General features: G+C 40.6%; 16 protein-coding genes and 1 pseudogene. 4 read left to right on the top strand and 13 right to left on the bottom strand.

Features of this window, described 5'->3' with window-relative positions:
* Positions 1-392: 392 nt before the first annotated feature.
* Positions 393-2756, top strand: coding sequence for a TonB-dependent receptor plug domain-containing protein (locus RO21_RS10425; protein ID WP_047977721.1), 2364 nt, complete (start codon positions 393-395; stop codon positions 2754-2756).
* Positions 2757-2819: 63 nt separating this feature from the next.
* Positions 2820-5579 carry a M16 family metallopeptidase gene (locus RO21_RS10430; RefSeq protein WP_047977722.1) on the top strand — a complete coding sequence of 920 codons (2760 nt, stop codon included), beginning with the start codon at positions 2820-2822 and terminating at the stop codon, positions 5577-5579.
* Positions 5580-5618: 39 nt separating this feature from the next.
* On the opposite strand, the gene RO21_RS10435 is transcribed toward RO21_RS10430, so the two are convergent.
* The 13 genes from RO21_RS10435 to mnmG form a co-directional block, all read right to left on the bottom strand.
* On the bottom strand, positions 5619-7268 hold the full coding sequence (locus RO21_RS10435) for an ABC transporter ATP-binding protein/permease (RefSeq protein ID WP_047977723.1): 1650 nt from the start codon (positions 7266-7268) through the stop codon (positions 5619-5621).
* Between the two features lie 278 nt (positions 7269-7546).
* On the bottom strand, positions 7547-7966 hold the full coding sequence (locus RO21_RS10440) for a F0F1 ATP synthase subunit epsilon (protein ID WP_047977724.1): 420 nt from the start codon (positions 7964-7966) through the stop codon (positions 7547-7549).
* A 38-nt stretch (positions 7967-8004) separates the two neighbouring features.
* Positions 8005-9378 carry a F0F1 ATP synthase subunit beta gene (atpD, locus tag RO21_RS10445; RefSeq protein WP_047977725.1) on the bottom strand — a complete coding sequence of 458 codons (1374 nt, stop codon included), beginning with the start codon at positions 9376-9378 and terminating at the stop codon, positions 8005-8007.
* An 18-nt stretch (positions 9379-9396) separates the two neighbouring features.
* A complete protein-coding gene (atpG, locus tag RO21_RS10450) occupies positions 9397-10263 on the bottom strand; it encodes a F0F1 ATP synthase subunit gamma (protein WP_047977726.1) in 867 nt (288 codons plus the stop codon).
* Between the two features lie 23 nt (positions 10264-10286).
* Entirely contained in the window at positions 10287-11828 is a 1542-nt protein-coding gene (atpA, locus tag RO21_RS10455; protein WP_047977727.1) for a F0F1 ATP synthase subunit alpha, read from the bottom strand.
* Positions 11829-11840: 12 nt separating this feature from the next.
* Positions 11841-12374, bottom strand: a complete 534-nt coding sequence (gene atpH, locus RO21_RS10460; RefSeq protein WP_047977728.1) for a F0F1 ATP synthase subunit delta — start codon at positions 12372-12374, stop codon at positions 11841-11843.
* Positions 12375-12387: 13 nt separating this feature from the next.
* Entirely contained in the window at positions 12388-12858 is a 471-nt protein-coding gene (atpF, locus tag RO21_RS10465) for a F0F1 ATP synthase subunit B (RefSeq protein WP_047977729.1), read from the bottom strand.
* A gap of 66 nt (positions 12859-12924) precedes the next feature.
* On the bottom strand, positions 12925-13179 hold the full coding sequence (gene atpE / locus RO21_RS10470; RefSeq protein WP_047977730.1) for a F0F1 ATP synthase subunit C: 255 nt from the start codon (positions 13177-13179) through the stop codon (positions 12925-12927).
* Positions 13180-13299: 120 nt separating this feature from the next.
* Entirely contained in the window at positions 13300-14088 is a 789-nt protein-coding gene (gene atpB, locus RO21_RS10475; protein WP_047977731.1) for a F0F1 ATP synthase subunit A, read from the bottom strand.
* Positions 14089-14123: 35 nt separating this feature from the next.
* Positions 14124-14510, bottom strand: coding sequence for an ATP synthase subunit I (locus RO21_RS10480; RefSeq protein WP_047977732.1), 387 nt, complete (start codon positions 14508-14510; stop codon positions 14124-14126).
* Positions 14511-14821: 311 nt separating this feature from the next.
* Positions 14822-16402, bottom strand: a complete 1581-nt coding sequence (locus RO21_RS10485) for an inorganic phosphate transporter (RefSeq protein WP_157019769.1) — start codon at positions 16400-16402, stop codon at positions 14822-14824.
* A 209-nt stretch (positions 16403-16611) separates the two neighbouring features.
* On the bottom strand, positions 16612-17223 hold the full coding sequence (gene rsmG / locus RO21_RS10490; protein ID WP_047977734.1) for a 16S rRNA (guanine(527)-N(7))-methyltransferase RsmG: 612 nt from the start codon (positions 17221-17223) through the stop codon (positions 16612-16614).
* A 1-nt stretch (position 17224) separates the two neighbouring features.
* Entirely contained in the window at positions 17225-19117 is a 1893-nt protein-coding gene (gene mnmG, locus RO21_RS10495; RefSeq protein WP_047977735.1) for a tRNA uridine-5-carboxymethylaminomethyl(34) synthesis enzyme MnmG, read from the bottom strand.
* A 412-nt stretch (positions 19118-19529) separates the two neighbouring features.
* Between mnmG and RO21_RS10500 the strand changes: the two genes are divergently transcribed.
* Positions 19530-20276 carry a DeoR/GlpR family DNA-binding transcription regulator gene (locus tag RO21_RS10500; protein ID WP_047977736.1) on the top strand — a complete coding sequence of 249 codons (747 nt, stop codon included), beginning with the start codon at positions 19530-19532 and terminating at the stop codon, positions 20274-20276.
* 194 nt (positions 20277-20470) lie between these two features.
* Positions 20471-20755 (top strand): annotated as a pseudogene (gene fucI, locus RO21_RS10505) (L-fucose isomerase); the annotation flags it as partial.
* Positions 20756-20888 lie beyond the last annotated feature (133 nt).

A 20888-nucleotide genomic window follows, 5' to 3' on the forward strand; every position in this document is an offset into this window, starting at 1 on the left:
GCATTATAGAGAAATCCAAAATCAATGCAAGTGGTTTTTGAGAAAAATGTGCAACAAAATCGAAAAATCTTACCGCTTGCTGAAAACACAAACAAAATAAAACATATTTAGACAATATATGATGGATTTTTGTTTTTTGCTTCACGCCTTGCTTTATCTTTTTTGATTAGAGTTTAATTCCCTTAATCAAACCTCACTTCTTCTTATAGTATTGAACATCTATATTTTATTATTCTATTACTGTGCCTACCTTAGCTAAAGGCTGCTAATTTATCTCCTCCCATAAAGTAGTTTTTGTACAACTAAAAGACAGCATTTGGAATACAACTTGCATTTTGACAAAACAGTAAATAAAATTGAAAACCGTTATCATTTGAAAAGAGTGTTATTTTATGTCAACATTTAGATTGCGCAAACTCTCCCTGTTTATCAGTGCTTTTTATACTAATTCGCTTTGGGCTGTTCAAGAGGAAAAAGACGTTCTGCCTGAAGTTGTAGTCTATGGTAATCAGAATTTATCACTTTCTTCTATATATACTGTATCACAGCAGGAAATCAGCCACTCCCCAGCCACAAACGGTAATATTTCCGATTACTTACAAACGATTCCCGCCTTACGCGCTGAGTCAAGCGACAAAGACGGCTTTAGACAGGGTGAAATACAGCCTGAAAGCTTTTCGATAAATGGGGCTGATGCTGATCAAACAGCTTATTTTGTCGATAATACCAACGCTAATAATGATTTAGCTTTAGATAATGAGGTATTCGATGGTTCAGCTCAAGTTTTGCCGGCAATCAGCCATCGTCAAGCCTATTTCTTCGACAGCGCATTGCTGTCTAGTATTGCTGTTCACGATAAAAACATTTCTGCCAGTTTAGGCGGGTTTACCGGCGGGGCGGTAGTTGCTAAAACGAAGCAATATAATGGGGAAAATCATTTAAGGTTGAAGTACCGTACAACAAATTCCGCTTGGGCAAGATTGAATGCCGATAATCAAGCAAGATCAGTGTTAAATAAAGCTATCCCTAATGGTTCAGACGCTATCTTCCAACCGAAATATAATAAAGAGATGTTGAATTTAAGCGCTGAAACACGCTTAACCGACAATATTGGAATGGTTGTCGGTCTTAGTCGCCGTCATTCTGACATTACCCAACATAGAATTATTGGTATCAATGGCAAAACCGATAAACAGTTACATACCAGAAATTCGGATAATGCATTACTCAATTTAAACTGGTCTGCATTACCTAATCATCGGTTTGAATGGGGACTTCGCTACTCCAACTACAGAGAAAATAAATTCTATGCTTCAAATATAGACAATAATCTTACCGATTATCATACTGCCTATGGTACAACCCTTGCGTGGATTTATGCGATAAATAGCGGGGTACTTACTAATACGTTCGCTTATGATGTATTTACCGATCGCCGCAAATCGCAATCGGCAACCGCTGAAATTGTTAATGTAATGAACGAGGACTTTGATTCACTCTATGATTATGAAAAAGGCGGTTACGGCAATAGCCGGCTTAAACAGGCTAATATTCACTATTCATTAGAGTATGCTATTGACCCGTTTAATCTCGGTCATAGCGAACATACTCTTTCTATGGGGGGAATTTACCAACATACCGATTATACGTTTAAGCGGGATCACGATGTCTATTCCCTTTATAAAAGTGAGTATATTGATGGCTCTCCCACAACAGAGACACCTAAGCAGCTTTTTGCGAAAAAGGGAAAAGTCAAGACAAGCTATCAAAGTATTGCGCTTTATCTTGAGGATTTAGTCAAAATAGGGCAATTTGAGTTTCGTCCGGGGCTTCGACTGGAACGAGACAATTATCTGAAAAATACTAACATTGCCCCTCGTTTTGTCGCTCAATTTAAACCGAGAGAAGAGACACAATTGACTATCGGCTTAAACCGATACTATGGGCGCGCATTTTCGGGCTTAAAACTGTCTAATAAAGTATTGAGTCCTAATGAACGTTACCGTGATATAAACAAACTTAAAACACCTTATTCAGATGAGCTGACCCTAGGGATTTCGCAAGCGGTCGGAAATTGGGAAATTCAAGCAAATTATACTCATAGACAAAATAAACAGCGTATCCGTATTATCAATGAACAGATTGGAGAACGCCCGAACGGTGATCCAATTCATAAACAATATTATAAAAACGATAAGCCTTACAGCGTTAATATTTATACATTACAGTTTAACAATATTAAGCCTTGGCACTGGGGAATAACAGAATGGCAAACCAAACTGGCATTGGATTGGCTAGATACCCGAAGAGTTAATACCCAAAATCCTCATCATCTGGTTTATTTAAACGGCAAGCTCACAACAAGAGCGGAAATGGAACGTAAAGTGAATAGCCATACGGAAAATTGGCTTGCTCACTTAAATATTGAGATGATGATTCCAAATTATCACCTGACTTGGTCGAATAAACTTTCTATGAAAGCCCCTATAAAGCAGTATGAACAACTGGATCAAGAGTTCAATAACCTGAGCGCTTATCGTAGTTATCATTACGGTTCTCATACCCAATGGGATAGCAGCATTCGTTGGCAACCCCACATTCTTAATAAACATAAACCATATATCAAAATTGATATTATCAACGTATTAAATAAAACCCGCAAAATAAAATCTTATAAGTCAGATATAAATACCAGTGAATATGGTATTTATACTCCCGGCCGCCAATTTTGGTTAGAACTCGGTTACGCGTTTTAATTATTCTGCATCACTTAATCTACGGGCTAATTAGCACCGTAGATTTTCTATTATAGGTTAATTATGGTAAAAAAATTATTTATTCTCACCGCTTGTTTTCTATTTTTAGTCCAATGTCAATCCCCAAAACTGACAGCACCTCTTACTTTTGACCAAAATATACAAACAGGAAAACTTGATAATGGCCTACGCTACTTTATTGCCGAAAATAAAGAGCCAAAGGATCGCGTTTATATTCGATTAGTCGTAAATGCCGGCTCTATGAATGAAGAGGACGATCAAAAAGGCATTGCACACCTTGTCGAACATATGGCTTTTAACGGTACGGCCCAATTCCCCAAAAATCAAATTATTACCGAACTTGAACAGTTAGGAATGAAATTTGCACAGGATATCAACGCATTTACCGATTTTGAAAATACCGTCTATACGCTAAACCTCGCTAAAAATGATCTAAAAACGCTCTCATCTGCTTTGAATATTGTTGAACAGTGGATTAACCATCTCACTATTCTACCCGATGATCTAGACGCAGAAAGAGGGGTTGTCATAGAGGAATGGCGTGCAAGATTAAGCCCAATATTACGCTTAGCCAATAAAAAAAGTGAAATTGAAATGGCAGGATCACGCTATGTCCTACGAGATCCGATTGGCGATGTCAATATTATTCAACATATTCCCCGCCAACGAGTTATTGATTTTTATCGAAAATGGTATCGTCCTGATAATATATCCGTAATTATCGTTGGTGATATTGATAAATATAACGTAAAAGCATTACTTGAAAATAAACTTTCATCATTATATTCACCTAACGTTCCATTAGAAAACATTGATTTTAGTATTCCCCTCTCTAATCAATTTAAAGTTGAAACGATTTCAGAACCGGGGATCAATAATGCAACAATTGAATTGAGTTTTTTACAAGCCGCCACACAACAACAAACGTTTGCAGAATATAAGCAAGAGCTTATCCGACAAATCGCAATACGTTTAACAAACCTACGCTTACAACAATGGGAAAAAGCACAACATATTGAGTCTGCCAATTTTTATCATACTTATTTAGGCAAGGAAACCCTACGAACGACCTTTTCATTACAGCTTATTAAGCCGGAATATCATCAATATATTGAAAATATCTTTAAATTCATTGCAGAAATTTCCCAAAACGGATTTTCAAAAACAGAATTAAAAAAGGAAATTAATCACCTTCTTCAACTTAATGAAAAACAGTTAAATAAAGAAATAACCAGTTTAAGTTTAGCTGAAGATCTCGTTATTGCTGCTGCCAATAATCAAATTATCCTTAACCCTAAAGATAAATATGCTTTAACTAAAACATTTTTATCCCAAATGACATTAACCGACATAAATCAGGCATTTAATGACATAATCCAACTGGATTCAAAGCTACTACTGATTACACAGCCTGACGCAGATCATAAAGCCATATTCAATCAATCCGATATCCAAACTATATGGAATTCTATTTTAAACGAGCCACAACCGCAATGGCTTGAAAAAGATAGAGCAATAGCCATTCCAAATATCTCATTAAAGAAAGGCAAAATAATCAATAAGAAAGTTTGGCAAGATCTTGGTATTACCGAATATCACCTAAGTAATGGAAAAAAACTCATTTATTACTATAGTAATAAAATGCCAAATCAAATCTATTTTAAGGCTATCACAAAAGGCGGCTTAAGGGCTATTCCAAACAGTGAATATCATTTATTAAAAACAGCGACAAAACTTATTGATGACACAGGTATCGGGTATTTATCCGCAGAAGATATAGGCTATTTATTTGCACAAGATCCGATTATCTTTTCAACCCTACTAGACGATTATTATCAAGGTTTTGTCGCTAAAGGACAAACGAAAGAACGCCACAATATAATGAAATTGTTCCATTTAAAACTTACTGAACCCTATATTTCAAAACAGATATTAAACAATTTCAAACAAGAAACGAACGACTATTTTAAATATATGGATAAGGAGACCGAGTTTACACGACACGTCTTTACACTGCGTTATCCAAACAACGAGCATATATATAGCCAAACGAAAAAATCACTCTCTAATATCAATATTGAACAGTTAAAAAATATATACCAACAATACATTATCAATAATAGGGATTTCACTTATTTTATTATAGGGGATATTTCACCATCCGATGTAGAAGAAATAGCCGAAACGTATTTGGCTTCATTAAAAGCAACTGAAAAAAACACGCATAAATACCAGATAGTCAAAGCATCTACGCCGCCGCCTTTTCAAATGAAAGGTATAAAAGAGTCTAGAGCAGAGGTTGAAATCTATTTAACCCAAGATGCCCCTTGGCTTGCAGAAAACGATTATTTACTTGATATATTAGGTGATATTCTACAAGAAAAATTAAGACTGATCCTACGGGAAGAATACTCGGGTATTTATTCTGTGAATAGCTGGTTTAGCCAAGAACCACAGACATCACAATTAGACGGAAAAATCGCTTTTAGCTGTGCCCCTGAAAAGGTCGAACAACTTATTAAACTGACTTATCAGGTACTCGATGATATGATACAAAACGGTATTGACAGTCATCTATTCGCTAAAAAACTTGCTGAAAAACAAATGCAACTAAAATTACAAGCCGATAATTTACTGGTGATATTTGATTTAATTGAACGGAGCTACCGCAATTTTGATAATCCGGTATTACTTTCTCTACCGAAACAATTAGATAAATTAGCCACAAAAGAAAAAGTCGAGCAACTAGCTAAAATGCTTCTTAAACCAAGTAACCGCTTTCAAGCGATTTTACTGCCGTAAAAAGCGTCAGATAATCGCAATTACCTGACCGCCTAAATCTTATAATACTAATTTCCGTTCAAATAATTGCTGAACGGCACTTTGATGGCTTACTGTAATACAAAGGCTGCTTGGTAGGGACTGCCTTAATACTTGCATTAAACCCAATGCCGATTCTTCATCAAGATGGCTTGTCGCTTCGTCTAAAAGAAGTAATTGAGGACGTTGTAGTAATGCTCTAGCAAGGCTTAGCCGTTGCTGCTCACCGCCGGAAAGCCATTTATTCCACTCACTCGTCTCTGATAGTTTATCCGTTAAATGAGACAACCCCACCTGAACTAACGCCGCTTTTAATAGCTGATCATCAAATAATGTTTGACTCGGATAGCTCAACGTTGCTCGTAAACTATCCTCTGGCAAATACGGTTTTTGAGGCAAAAATAAAAAAGAACCTGCTTTAACATTAAAGCGACCCTCATAATTCTGCCACAATCCTGCTAATACTTTTAGTAAAGTGGATTTCCCAACCCCACTATTTCCTTCCAATAAAACCCAATGACAAGCGGTAAGATTCGCATTGAAATTTGTAAATAAAACCTGCCCTTCCGGCGTCCGCACGGTAAGATCATAAATGTCAATACTTGGCTCTTCTGCCGACCGTACCTCTTGCCCTAGCTCTACCCGCTTCAATGCTTGATCAAAATCCGCTAAACGTTTAACAATTGCCGACCATTCAATCAGATTTTCATAATAATCCATAAACCAGCCGAAACCGTCTTGCACATTTCCAAACGCACTGCGCGTTTGCATCATATCCCCCATTGTCATCGTCCGAGCAAGATACATCGGCAACGTTGCAAATAGCGGGATAAACATACTAATCCTCACATAAACTGATGAAAATATATCTACCTTCAATTCCCGTTTAATCAGTTCCCACCAGTTTTGTTTAATATAATCAAAGCGATCCATTAAACGAGCTCGTTCTCTTTCCTCCCCACAATAGAGTGCAATTTGTTCTGAATTATCTCTAATACGTAATAGCGTCGCACGATAATCCGCTTCACGATGCTGACGATCAATATTTAAGTACTTTAGCTTTCGTCCAATCAAATGCATAACCCAAGTACATACCGCAGAGTAAATTAAAGCAACCCAAACTAAATATCCGTGTATCGTGATACTTTGATGACCAAACTGAAACACTTGTACGCCCGACATTGACCATAAAATCACAATAAACGCACCCAATTTCGCCACATTCATCACAAAAGATTTAAAGAGATAAATTGTTTTATCTGCCAATAAATAAATATCCTCTGCGATCCGCTGATCCGGATTATCAATCTGAGTATTAAATTGTAATTGATAGTGAGTATGGGATTGCAACCAATTATATTGAAACTGTTCGGTCAAATGGGCTCGCCAACGAAAAACCAACACTTTATTTAACCAACTGCTACTTACAATAAACAACACAACAAGAGCGATATAACCTATATAAGTTGCAATAAGATTTGGCATTATCTCCGCATTAAACACGGCAAGCGCATCAAAAAACGCCTTATTCCACTCTGCTAACCAAACACTTACATTGATGATTGCTAAAGCAAGACTAATAATCAGTATAAGTAATAGCCAATCCAACCAATGTTTACGATTAAACCAAAACGGCTTGGCAAGTTTGAAAAATTGAAATAATACTTCCATTAACAAAAATACAAACAGTTATTATTTCTATTATAATAACATATTCTTTGAAAAATATTTCAGCCGAGAGCCATTCATTGATATCCCTTATTAAAACTTAAATCCTTATATAAAGCATTCAAAAACAAGCAGTTAAAAACATTTTGCAACTCACAAGTATGCGCATCATTGTAAATATAAAAGAAAGGGCGGATGTCCATATATATCAACATCCGCCCTCTGATTGAAATATAAAAGGCTAACTTTCTAGGTGAAAGCACGACGAAACAGATTCTAACTTAGCGCCTGTTCGCCAGCTTTGTTTTTGTCAGCTCATAAACCCGTAATTTTGCGATTTCTCGCGCTAATTTTGCTGTTAGGTCTGCGTTGTGAGTTTTCGATAAACTTTCTTCCGCTTTACGTTTTGCAGCAAGAATACGTTGTTCATCTAACTCTTCGCCACGGATAGCGGTATCGGCTAACACGGTAACTACTGTCGGCTGAACTTCCAAGAAACCGCCGGAAACATAGATCAATTCTTCTTTTCCATCTGCAAAAGTGAATTTGACCATCCCCGGTTTTATTGCCGTAAGTAGCGGGGTATGCCCGGCATAAATGCCTAGCTCCCCTTCTACACCTGAAACCCGAACACTTGTTACATGTCCGTCGAAGATTTTGCGTTCCGCACTGACAACGGTAAGATTAAATTCTGATGCCATTTTGTTCTCCTTTGATTCCTAAAGGCTTAAGGAAACAATTACATCTTGTTGGCTCTTTCAACCACTTCGTCAATTGAACCTGCCATATAGAACGCTTGTTCCGGGATATGGTCATATTCACCGGCTAAGATACCTTTGAAGCCACGGATAGTTTCTTTTAACGGTACATATTTACCCGGTGTGCCATTAAATACTTCGGCAACGAAGAACGGCTGTGATAAGAAACGCTCAATTTTACGTGCACGTGCTACAACGAGTTTATCGTCTTCGGATAATTCATCCATACCTAAAATAGCAATGATATCCTTCAACTCTTTGTAACGTTGTAATGTCCCTTGCACGCCACGAGCCACATCATAATGTTCTTGACCGACAACTAACGGATCAAGCTGACGGGAAGTAGAATCAAGCGGATCAACTGCCGGATAAATTCCCAAAGAAGCGATTTGACGACTTAATACAACCGTTGAATCTAAGTGAGCAAAGGTAGTTGCCGGAGACGGGTCAGTTAAATCATCCGCCGGTACATAGACCGCTTGAACGGAAGTGATAGACCCCGTTTTTGTTGACGTAATACGTTCTTGAAGCACGCCCATTTCCTCAGCAAGCGTCGGTTGGTAACCTACCGCTGACGGCATACGCCCCAATAATGCAGAAACTTCTGTCCCGGCAAGGGTATAACGATAAATGTTATCCACGAAGAAAAGTACATCACGACCTTCATCACGGAATTTTTCAGCCATTGTCAAACCGGTTAAAGCAACACGCAAACGGTTACCCGGTGGTTCATTCATCTGACCGTACACTAACGATACTTTATCCAATACGTTAGAGTCTTTCATTTCGTGGTAGAAGTCATTCCCTTCACGCGTACGCTCACCAACGCCCGCAAAAACAGAGTAACCCGAGTGCTCAATCGCAATATTACGGATTAACTCCATCATATTAACGGTTTTACCAACACCCGCACCACCGAATAAGCCGACTTTCCCCCCTTTTGCAAACGGGCAGATTAAGTCGATAACTTTAATCCCTGTTTCTAAAAGCTCGGTACTGTTTGATTGCTCTTCGTAGCTTGGCGCTGCTCTATGGATAGACCAACGTTCTTCCTCACCGATTGGACCAGCCTCATCAATCGGTTCACCCAATACATTCATAATACGGCCTAGAGTTTGTGTTCCGACCGGCACTTGAATCGCTTGATTAGTATTTTTGACTTTTAAGCCGCGTTTTAAACCGTCCGACGTACCTAAAGCGATACAACGTACAACACCGCCGCCTAATTGTTGTTGAACTTCAAGGGTTAATCCCGTTTCAACTTTTAATGCATCGTAAACTTTTGGTACTGCATCTTGCGGAAACTCAACATCGATTACCGCACCGATGATTTGTACAATTTTTCCCGTTGCCATTACCGTTCCTCTTTTTACTTAAATTGCCGCAGCGCCTGCAACAATTTCATTTAACTCATTCGTAATACTTGCTTGACGAGCTTTGTTATACACCAACTGTAATTCATTGATCAAATTACCCGCATTATCAGTTGCTGCTTTCATTGCTACCATTCGAGCTGCCTGTTCAGATGCAAGATTATCTACTATTGCTTGATAGACTTGAGATTCAAGATAGCGTACAAGTAAGCTATCCAATAACACTTTAGGATTAGGCTCATAAAGATAATCCCAAGAGCTTTTATTCTCTAAATTATCATTTTCAAGTGCAGGCAATGGTAATAACTGTTCCACCGTAGGTTTTTGCGACATTGTATTGATGAAACGATTATAGACAATATACACTTCATCAATTTCGCCTTCACGGTAACTGTTTATCATACCGTTAATAATGCCGACAAGATCCTCAATCGCCGGTGCATCGCCTAATCCCGTTACTTGAGATTTAATTTCAACACCTACCGACTGAAAAAACGAAACCGCTTTATTTCCAATTAACCCGACTCGAGCACGAATCCCTTTATCTTCCTGCGCCTTAAACTCATTTAAAACGGTTTTAAATAAGTTCACATTCAAGCCACCACATAATCCTCGGTCGGTTGAAACAACCAAATACCCGACTTTTTTTACCTCTCTTGGTGTGAGGAAAGGGTGTTTATAATCAATGCTACCTTTGGCAATATGGCTAATTACCTTACGGATAGATTCCGAATATGGACGGGAAGCCGCCATTCTTTCCTGCGTTTTGCGCATTTTGGAAGCCGCCACCATCTCCATTGCTTTGGTAATTTTCTGCGTATTACGAACACTTGCAATTTTGGTTCTTATCTCTTTAGCACCTGCCATATTATTTCTCCGCTAAAGTAGAATTACCACGCACTGTTCTTTTTGAAACTATCCAAAATCTCGACTAATTTTGCTTTGATTTCATCATTATAGTCGCCTGATTTGGTTAAATCTTTCATAAAGTCTGCATAATTGGTATTTGCATAATCTAAAAGATTAGCCTCAAATGAACCTACACGTTCGACATCCACATCATCTAAATAACCAAATTCCGCTGCGGCTAACGATAAACCTAATTGTGCAACAGACATTGGAGAGAACTGTTTCTGTTTAAGTAATTCAGTTACTTTTTGACCGTGAGAAAGCTGTTTACGTGTAGCATCATCTAAATCCGATGCAAACTGAGCAAAGGCAGCCAATTCACGATATTGTGCAAGTGCAGTACGAATACCACCCGCTAATTTTTTCACTAATTTGGTTTGTGCGGAACCACCAACACGGGAAACGGAAATCCCCGGGTTTACCGCCGGTCTAATCCCTGCATTGAATAAACCTGACTCTAGGAAGATCTGACCGTCCGTAATCGAAATAACGTTAGTTGGCACGAATGCTGAAACGTCTCCCGCTTGTGTTTCAATGATCGGAAGTGCCGTCAATGAACCGGTTTTGCCTTTTACTTCGCCCTTAGTGAAACGCTCAACATAGTCTGCGTTCACACGGGATGCACGCTCTAACAAACGAGAGTGCAAGTAGAATACATCCCCTGGATAAGCTTCACGACCCGGTGGGCGGCGTAACAATAGTGAAATTTGACGGTAAGCGACCGCTTGTTTAGATAAATCATCATAAACAATCAACGCATCTTCACCACGATCACGGAAATATTCGCCCATTGCACAACCGGAATACGGTGCAAGGTATTGTAATGCTGCTGACTCAGAAGCAGATGCAACAACGACAATCGTATTTTCTAACGCACCGTGTTCTTCTAATTTGCGAACAACATTGGAGATCGTTGATGCTTTCTGACCAATCGCCACATAAATACATTTAATACCGGAATCACGCTGATTGATAATCGCGTCAATGGCTAACGCCGTTTTACCTGTTTGGCGGTCCCCGATGATCAACTCACGCTGACCACGACCGATTGGTACCATTGAGTCCACTGCTTTATAGCCGGTTTGAACCGGTTGATCGACTGATTGACGATCAATTACCCCCGGCGCAATCACTTCGATTGGCGAGAAACCATCATTTGTGATTTCACCTTTACCATCAATCGGCTGACCAAGCGTATTAACGACACGCCCTAACAGACCACGACCGACCGGTACTTCTAAAATACGACCGGTACATTTAACTTCCATACCTTCCGCTAAATCAGCGTATGGTCCCATTACGACCGCACCGACAGAATCTCTTTCTAAGTTAAGCGCAATCGCATAACGATTGCCGGGTAATGCAATCATTTCCCCTTGCATTACATCGGATAAGCCGTGGATACGAATTACCCCGTCGCTTACCGATACGATTGTCCCAGTGCTCTGTGCTTCGCTAACCACAGTAAACTGAGCAATACGCTTTTTAATCAATTCACTAATTTCTGTAGAATTTAGTTGCATTTTCTATTCCTCTTACAAGCACAGCTCTTGGCTCAAACGGCTTAACTGACCTCGGCTACTGCCGTCAATAACGGTATCGTCATAACGGATAATCACACCGGCAATAAGCGATTTATCTACTTTTGAGATAATACGCACATCACTATTCAGTTTTGTTTGCATTGCTTTTGCAATTTTCGCTTGTTGAGCATCGGTTAATTCCACAGCCGAAGTAACTACAACCTCTTTAACCGATTGGTGTTGCGCACACAACTCAACAAAAAGCGAGAAAACCGCAGGTAATGCAGCAAGTCGCTTGTTTTCCGCCATTACACGGATAAAATTTTGCCCATATTGATCAAGTTGATCAGCACAAATCGCCACAAACATTTCAGCAATTTTTGTCGTGGATAATGCAGAATGAATAAAGGTTTTCACATCTTCATTCTCTGCCACAGCCGCTGAAAACTGTAACATTTCCTGCCATTTGGCTAACTGACCTTGTTCTAAAGCAAAATCAAAAGCTGCTTTAGCATAGGGGCGAGCTATTGTAGTTAGTTCCGACATAGGCCCCTCTCAATTATAATTCTGCAACGAGCTTATCAATGATGTCATTGTTCGCTGCCGCATCAACAGAACGTCCGACAATCTTCTCTGCACCCGCTACCGCTAGCGCAGCCACTTTCTGACGAAGTTCTTCTTGAACACGCTTACGCTCGTTTTCGACTTCGGCGTAGCCTTGTTCAATGATTTTCGCACGCTCCGCTTCTGCTTCCGCTTGCACAGATTCAAGAATTTCATTACGGCGTTTTGTTGCTAAATCAATGATTTGTTGAGCTTCCTCACGGGCTTTAGCCAGCTCTTTTTCGACTAAAACCTTAGTATCCGCTTGTTCTTGCAAGGCTTTTTCCGCACCTGCAAGGGCATCGGCAATTTTTGCCTGACGTGCCTCTAACGTTTTAATAAACGGTGGCCAAACAAACTTCATACAGAACCACACAAAAAGTGCGAATGCAATCAGCTGACCAATTAATGTTGCATTTAAATTCACAACAGCCTCCTCAAACTGGGTTGTATCACTCTAAACAGAGTAATGGTTATGCTTTGCCCAACTTGATTAGCCTAATAATCCGATGAACGGGTTTGCAAAGATAAAGAGTAATGCAATACCGACCGCAATCATTGCAATCGCATCAAGAAGACCTGCTACGATAAACATTTTGGTTTGTAAGCTACTTGCAAGTTCCGGCTGACGAGCGGAAGATTCTAAGAATTTACCGCCTAAAATCGCAAAGCCGATTGCCGTACCTAATGCAGCAAAAGCAAGTAGAATTGATGCACCAATAATTGTTGCCGTAATAACGTTTTCCATAAAAGTTCTCCTGTAAAATGGAAAGGTAATATAAAAAGTTAGGGTTAAAAATAAAAAGATGATCGGGTAACAAATTGCAAATTTTTCTCAAAATCCGACCGCTTGTTCCCTCTCGAACCGTTAATGATCCGCTTTATTATAGCCAATACTCAAATACACAATCGTTAACATCATAAAGATAAACGCTTGTAGGGTAATGACTAGAATATGGAAAATAGCCCACGCTAAATGCAAAGGTAAACCTAACGCTTGAAGTAAGAAATTATCCGCCATATACATCACGGCAATAAGGATAAAAATCAGCTCACCCGCATACATATTCCCGAATAAACGGAAGCCTAAAGAAATCGGTTTTGCAATCAATGTTACCATTTCTAAGACGAAGTTCACCGGAATAAATGCCCAGTGATTAAATGGGTGAAGGGTATATTCTTTAACAAATCCGCCCACACCTTTTGATTTAATCGTATAGAAAATGATAAGACAAAAGACACATAACGCCATACCTAAAGTTGCACTAATATCGGCGGTCGGCACAGCTCTGAGATAATGAATACCGAACATTGCCGCAAATTGCGGTGGGAAATCGACCGGAATTAAGTCAATCGCATTCATCACGAAAATCCAACAAAATACCGTCAATGCCAAAGGTGCGACCACACCTCGAAGGCCGTGAAAGTTTTCTTTTACGACACCATCGACCCACTCAATGATCATTTCAACAAAACATTGAAACTTACTCGGCACACCATCCGTTACCTTTGTTGCCGCACGGTAGAAAAAGAATAAAAATACCGCACCGGCTAAGAATGAAAAGAACAGTGTATCTAAGTGAACATTCCAAAAACCACCGCCTGTGGTATTGAATGTTAAGTGGTGACCTATATAGTCTGCGGTAGAACCAGCCATAACTTACCCTTTTAAATAAATAAAAGAAATTAACCTTAATTTCCGTTTAATTTTAATACAATCGGCAGGAGACTATTTGCCCCTAATGCCAATAAATAACCGATGAAAAATGCTAAATAGTGCATTTCTTTATAGCCGATAAACGCCATACTCATCAATATGATGGAACACAACCATTTCAGTCCTTCCCCTCGGTAGAATGTCGTCATCTTTGGTTGTATTTTTGATCGATTGAAAAAAAACACAAAAAAAACAAACACACAATGGGGTAGAAAGCCTGCTATTTGTCCCAGTAACGAGCTAAAAGCAATTCGATTATCGCTCAATATAACAACAATCAATGCAGCCAAAGCTAAAATCACTATTTCTAGACACAGCGCTTTACGATAAAGTTGTTTTGTTTGTTCAAGCACAGCGGACATATTGCAAAAATCCTTTGAAAGTAAACGATTGCGCTTGTCAAATTGTCCATCAATACTGCAATCAAAATCTTTTGAATTATACGCAGATTAGCGCATTATTCCAACCTATAAAATGCAGAAAAAATGTGGTGTAGTTAACACTTTTTGAAAGATCTTCTACCTCTGCCTAGATTTTAGGCGGAAAATTCTAATTTTCTCGGTAAATGACATAGAAAAACCGTGCCCTATGGCAAAGTAAATGAACAAAATTGAGTGAAGAAGGAGATTGGATTTTAGACAAAATTAGGGCTGACTCAGCCCTAATCTCTAATTTAGAAAACCACTCTTAACGCTAAGAATATCACAACTGCAAGCAATGCGGCAGAAGGAAGAGTTACAACCCACGCCGTACCAATAGGCTTCATTAGCGACCAGTTGGCGTTGCGATTAACCAATCCGACACCAAGTACCGCTCCCACAAGAATATGCGTACTTGAAACAGGCAAGCCCATTAAAGAGGCAAGCATTACCACGGTAGCCGCCGATAGCTCGGCAGCAAAACCAGACGATGGGTGCATTTTGGTCAGATTATGCCCCACGGTTTGAATAACTTCTTTACCGATGAACCAGAGCCCTGTGATTAATGCAATCCCAAAAGTTATCATCACAACACTCGGAATAGGGCTTTCATCGACAATCGTTCCCAATCGGATCGTATCCATAATCGCTGCAAAAGGCCCTATTGCATTGGCAATATCGTTGGCGCCGTGACTAAATGCAAATCCGGCTGCCGTAAATACCTGCATCCAGCTAAACATTAGGAAGGTCGATTTCGCCAAGTCTTTATGTTTCAAGGTTTTCGCATAAATAAAGGTCGCCATCCAAATCAACGCCCCTATCATTCCGATGATCAGGAAATTATGCAGGGTAGAAAGCTCTAATTTTAAGTTTTTCAGCCCTTTAAACAGGAGCATTGAGGAGATCATCATTCCGCCTACAGCCGAGATAATCGGTACCCACTGTTGCAAGGCACGATACGTATCAATATTACTGCGGCGTTCTTCAATTTTATATAACCCTCTGTAATACTCGGATTCAAAATTATCCGCTTTCACTTTGGTATCTGAATCCGATAATAACTGCATATCCCGTACCATTGCCGAAGCGACATCGATCCGTTCTTCTCCGTTTAAGCGATCATATTTAATTTTTTGCTCTTTTTTATACTCATCTTTCTCAGATTGAAGTATTGCCAACTGCTTTTCCACTTTACTGTTGTAATCCAATACATATTTTTTTATCTGACCAAACAGTATATAAGCCATCACTCCGCCTAATACGGGGGATAATACCCAAGAAATCGCAATTTCGCCTATTTTACTCCATTTCACCAAAGCCAAGCTGTTTTCCGTAGAGCTGACTAAAAGCCCCAGACATATCGAGCTCCCGACAATCCCCCCAATAATAGAGTGAGTGGTCGAAACCGGCCAGCCTTTTTTCGTAGCAAATAACAGCCAAAGTGCCGCAGCCAGCAGGGCTGACATCATAATAAAAATAAACTGCTTCGGTTCAACGTTGATACTACTCAAATCAACAATGCCCTGCCGAATAGTTTTAGTTACTTCTCCTCCGGCAATAACCGCACCCGACACCTCAAATACCGCCGCCACAGCCAATGCTTGCGGAATAGTTAACGTACCGGCTCCCACGCTCGTCCCGAATGAGTTGGCAACGTCGTTCCCTCCGATATTGAAAGCCATAAAAATACCAAAAACACTCGCTAGCACAAACAGCAAGATATGGTTTTGGTTGGTATAACCGAGCCCCCAATAAATAAAAAAGCCAATGACCGCAATGAACGCTGCCGCAAAGACATAATTCACTCTCATCAAATTGACATTATGTGTATTCATAATATTCTCCACAATAAACTTATCTCCGTTGTCAATTTTAAGTGGCAAATATGACAGAATAATGACAATCTTAAATCGTCAGCTAACGAGATAGCTTAGAGTGAAACAGCAAAGAGGAATTAAAGCACCGACAGAAAAGCAGGAAAATACGAGTTAAACATAAAACAGGCTGATTCATAAACATTAATAAATCAGCCTGTTTGCTATGCTTATTTTTTCAATATCACTAAATGACGCTGCCCCACTAATTCCGGCACTTGAAGCCTGATACAGTCCGTTTGTAAAACCGGGCGCTTGATTTCAGCCAGCTCACTTTCGTGATAAATCCCTTTCAATGCATAAAACAGCCCGTTTTCATTCGGTAAGTGATAGCACCAGTCCACCATATCCGAGAGCGAGGCGAACGCTCGGCTTAATACGCCGTCAAACTGGCACTCACGATACTGTTCGACACGACTCAGTACCGGCTCAACATTGGTGAGCCCCAACGTTTGCAACGCATTTTTTATAAAGGTAATGCGCTTGCCTAAGCTGTCCAATAACACAAATTGTTTATCCGGATTGGCAATCGCCAGCGGAATCCCCGGTAAACCGGGCCCGGTGCCGACATCAATGAAATGCGAGCCTTGTAAGTATGGGCTTACCACCAAACTGTCCATTATATGTTTCACCAACATCTCTTCGGGATCACGCACGGAGGTAAGATTGTAGGCTTTATTCCACTTATTCAGTAAATTAACAAACTCCACGAGCTGCTGTTTCTGATGCTCCGCTAGCACAATTTCGGTTTGGCTCAGCAAGCGGTCTAATTTGGCTCGCATTTTACAACTCTCCCCTCTTCAGCATTCCCTGCTTTTTCAGTGCGACTAATAAAATCGAAATCGCTGCCGGAGTGATACCGGAAATACGGGACGCCTGACCGATCGACACCGGGCGATGCTGCATCAGCTTTGCTCGAACTTCATTGGAAAGACTATCGACCTTATCGTAATCGAACTCCGCCGGAATCAATGTATTTTCGTGGCGTTTATGGCGTTCGATTTCTTGATATTGATGCTCAATGTAACCTTGATATTTAATAGCAATTTCCACTTGTTCGGCTGCCTGTTTATCTTCAATTGCCGGGGCAAACGGCGCAATTTGTGTTAATGCTTGATAAGAGACTTCTGGACGGCGTAATAAATCCTCCCCACTGGCTTCACGCACCAACGGGCTACTAAGCAACGCATTCACTTCTGACAAATTTGGCGTTTGCTGATGTACCCAAATCTGTTTTAGGCGCTCACGTTCTTTTTCAATTGCCTCCATTTTCTGATTGAAACGCGTCCAACGGGCTTCATCAATTAACCCAAACTGATGGGCAATCGGTGTTAAACGAATATCGGCATTGTCTTCCCGCAATAACAAACGGTATTCTGCACGGGAGGTAAAGACACGGTAAGGTTCTTTTGTGCCAAGGGTACAGAGATCATCGACCAATACACCCGTATAGGCTTGATCACGGCTCGGATACCACGCCTCTTTACCCTGAACCTGTAATGCCGCATTAATGCCTGCCAATAAGCCTTGTGCCGCCGCTTCTTCGTAGCCTGTCGTACCGTTAATTTGACCGGCAAAGAACAAACCTTCAATCGCTTTTGTTTCGAGAGTCGGTTTTAAATCTCTCGGATCAAAATAATCATATTCAATTGCATAACCCGGTTTGATGATCCGCGCATTTTCAAGCCCTTTCATTGAATGGACGATCCCCATTTGCACATCAAAAGGCAAGCTAGTGGAGATCCCGTTCGGATAAACCTCAATGGTAGTTAAACCTTCCGGTTCTAAATAGATCTGATGGCTGTTGCGATCGCTAAACCGCATCACTTTATCCTCAATTGACGGACAATAGCGTGGCCCAATCCCTTCGATCACCCCGGTGTACATCGGACTACGATCCAAACTGTTACGGATCAACTCGTGGGTTCGCTCGTTGGTATGAGTAATGTAGCACGGAATTTGGCGAGGGTGCTGCTCAACCGAACCCATAAATGAAAATACCGGTAAATGTTGATCGCCGTGCTGCTGGGCTAAAACAGAAAAATCAATGGTTCGAGCATCTAAACGAGGCGGCGTACCGGTTTTAAGGCGATCCACTCGCAAATTGAGATCACGTAACCGATCCGCCAACATCGTAGCAGCCGGATCGCCAGCCCGACCGCCTGCATAATTATCTAAGCCTATATGAATTTTACCAGCTAAGAATGTACCAGCGGTTAAAATCACGGCACGGGCTTTAAACGTCAAGCCCATTTTGGTCACTGCCCCGACCGCACGATTATTTTCAATTACAATATCAACGACTTCTTGTTGAAAAATCGCCAGATTGGGTTGGTTCTCTAACGCAGTACGCACTGCTTGACGGTACAATACCCGATCCGCTTGAGCACGGGTTGCTCTTACTGCAGGGCCTTTGCTGCTGTTTAACGTACGGAATTGAATACCGGCTAGATCAGTCGCGGTTGCCATTAAACCGCCCATTGCATCAATCTCTTTCACCAAATGCCCCTTACCGATCCCGCCTATTGCCGGATTACAGGACATTTGCCCTAGAGTATCAACATTGTGAGTCAAAAGGAGGGTTTTAAGCCCCATACGGGCAGGTGTAAGGGCGGCTTCCGTACCGGCGTGTCCACCACCTACGACAATCACATCATAAATTTCGGAATAAATCATTGTTTGGCTTATTTGAGTTGTTCAACATTAAAAGGATCGCATTTTACCTGAAAAAAGGAGGATCGGAAAAATGCTTTTTAGATCGAGTAAGATCGCTAATATTAAAAGAGATCTTTATATAAAGGATCTTTTTATTATGTTTATTAGATCGGCTTTTTTTGAGGAATAACCACCTTTCAGGTTTATTCTATAAGCATTTAGCCTGAATAAGATCCTGTGAGAAATCAATAATAAGATCGAAGGAGAGCTGTGGATAAACAAGCAAGTTATCCACATATCTATTTTGTTTTGAGGATATATAGGAATAGATTTCAGGATAAATACAGATATTGCTTAGGTTATCCACAGTATAAAAGACTTCCGTTTTTTAATCTCTATCGGTATAGTCATTACATTTTGAGGAGGAATCACTATGCGAAAAAGACATCAATTCATCCTAAATTATGTGGAAACTTACGAAATAGCCTCCGTGCAAGAATTGGCGGAGCAAGTGGGCGCATCTGTTGAAACCATTCGACGTGATCTTAACTTAATGGCGGAGCATAATCTGTTTCACCGGATTCACGGCGGGGCGGTTAGCCACAAATACCGTGATATCGGTCGTTCGTTTCAAACCCGACAACGGCTGAATAATGAGGCAAAAAAACAAATTGCCGCAAAAGCGCTGTCTTATATTCAAGAGGGTATGACGATCGGCTTAGATGCCAGCTCAAGTAGTTGGTATTTCGCCCAAATGTTACCGGATATCCGCTGCACCGTGATTACCAGCTCAATGCACAATATCCGTACCTTATCAAATAAAACGGCGATCAACATCATCGCCACCGGCGGCACCTATTCGCCTAAATATGATGCGTTTTACGGCTCGTCCTCCGGCTATTTGCTCTCCCGCTTTCAGATTGATGTCGCCATATTTTCTTGTACTGGTTTATGCAACGGCACGATTTGGGAATCCAATGAAATGAATGCGGTAATGAAACGTAAAATGTTAGCCGTGAGTGAGAAAAAATTCTTATTGCTTGATCACAGCAAATATGAGCGAAAGGATCTGATAACCCTGTGCGATCTTGCCCAAATCACTCATCTTTTTAGCGATAATCTCCCGCCACAGAGCATTCATCAATATTGTGATGAACACCATATTCCTCTCATTGTGTAAGCATATCGAAATGCCCGATTTTTTCGCAATATGTCAAAATCGGGCAATTTTTTGTCAAAAATCCGGCTAAACCGCCCGCTTGTTCTGCTCTTTTTGTGAGCCAGATCACAAAAATATCATCAAACTGCAATGCCGTTGAGTATTTCCTTACACAATATACTCGACTTTTAAATTGACAACGGAGGGAACGTGTAATGGCACATCTTAATGCTCAAGCGGTAACAATCGGCATTCGCCCAACGATTGACGGACGACGCCTCGGTGTTCGGGAATCGTTAGAAGCACAGACAATGAAAATGGCACAGGCGGTTGCTGCGCTGTTAAGCAGTGAAATCCGCCATTCAAACGGTGAGTTTGTCGAATGTGTGATCGCCGATAGTTGCATCGGTGGCGTGGCGGAAGCGGCGGCCTGTGCGGACAAATTCCGACAACACAATGTCGGGCTGACGATAACCGTTACGCCTTGTTGGTGTTACGGCTGTTGCGAGCCACTAAAATTGCGAAAATGAACCACTAAAAAAGCGAAACAAATCCCCCCCCCTCATTTTTTCTTCGTTTTAGTGGTTCATCTTTATCCCCAGTTCACAATATCGCCTATCCGCTTTATCTTCT

This window comes from Muribacter muris (genome assembly GCF_001038205.1).
In the GTDB taxonomy this organism is placed as follows: domain Bacteria; phylum Pseudomonadota; class Gammaproteobacteria; order Enterobacterales; family Pasteurellaceae; genus Muribacter; species Muribacter muris.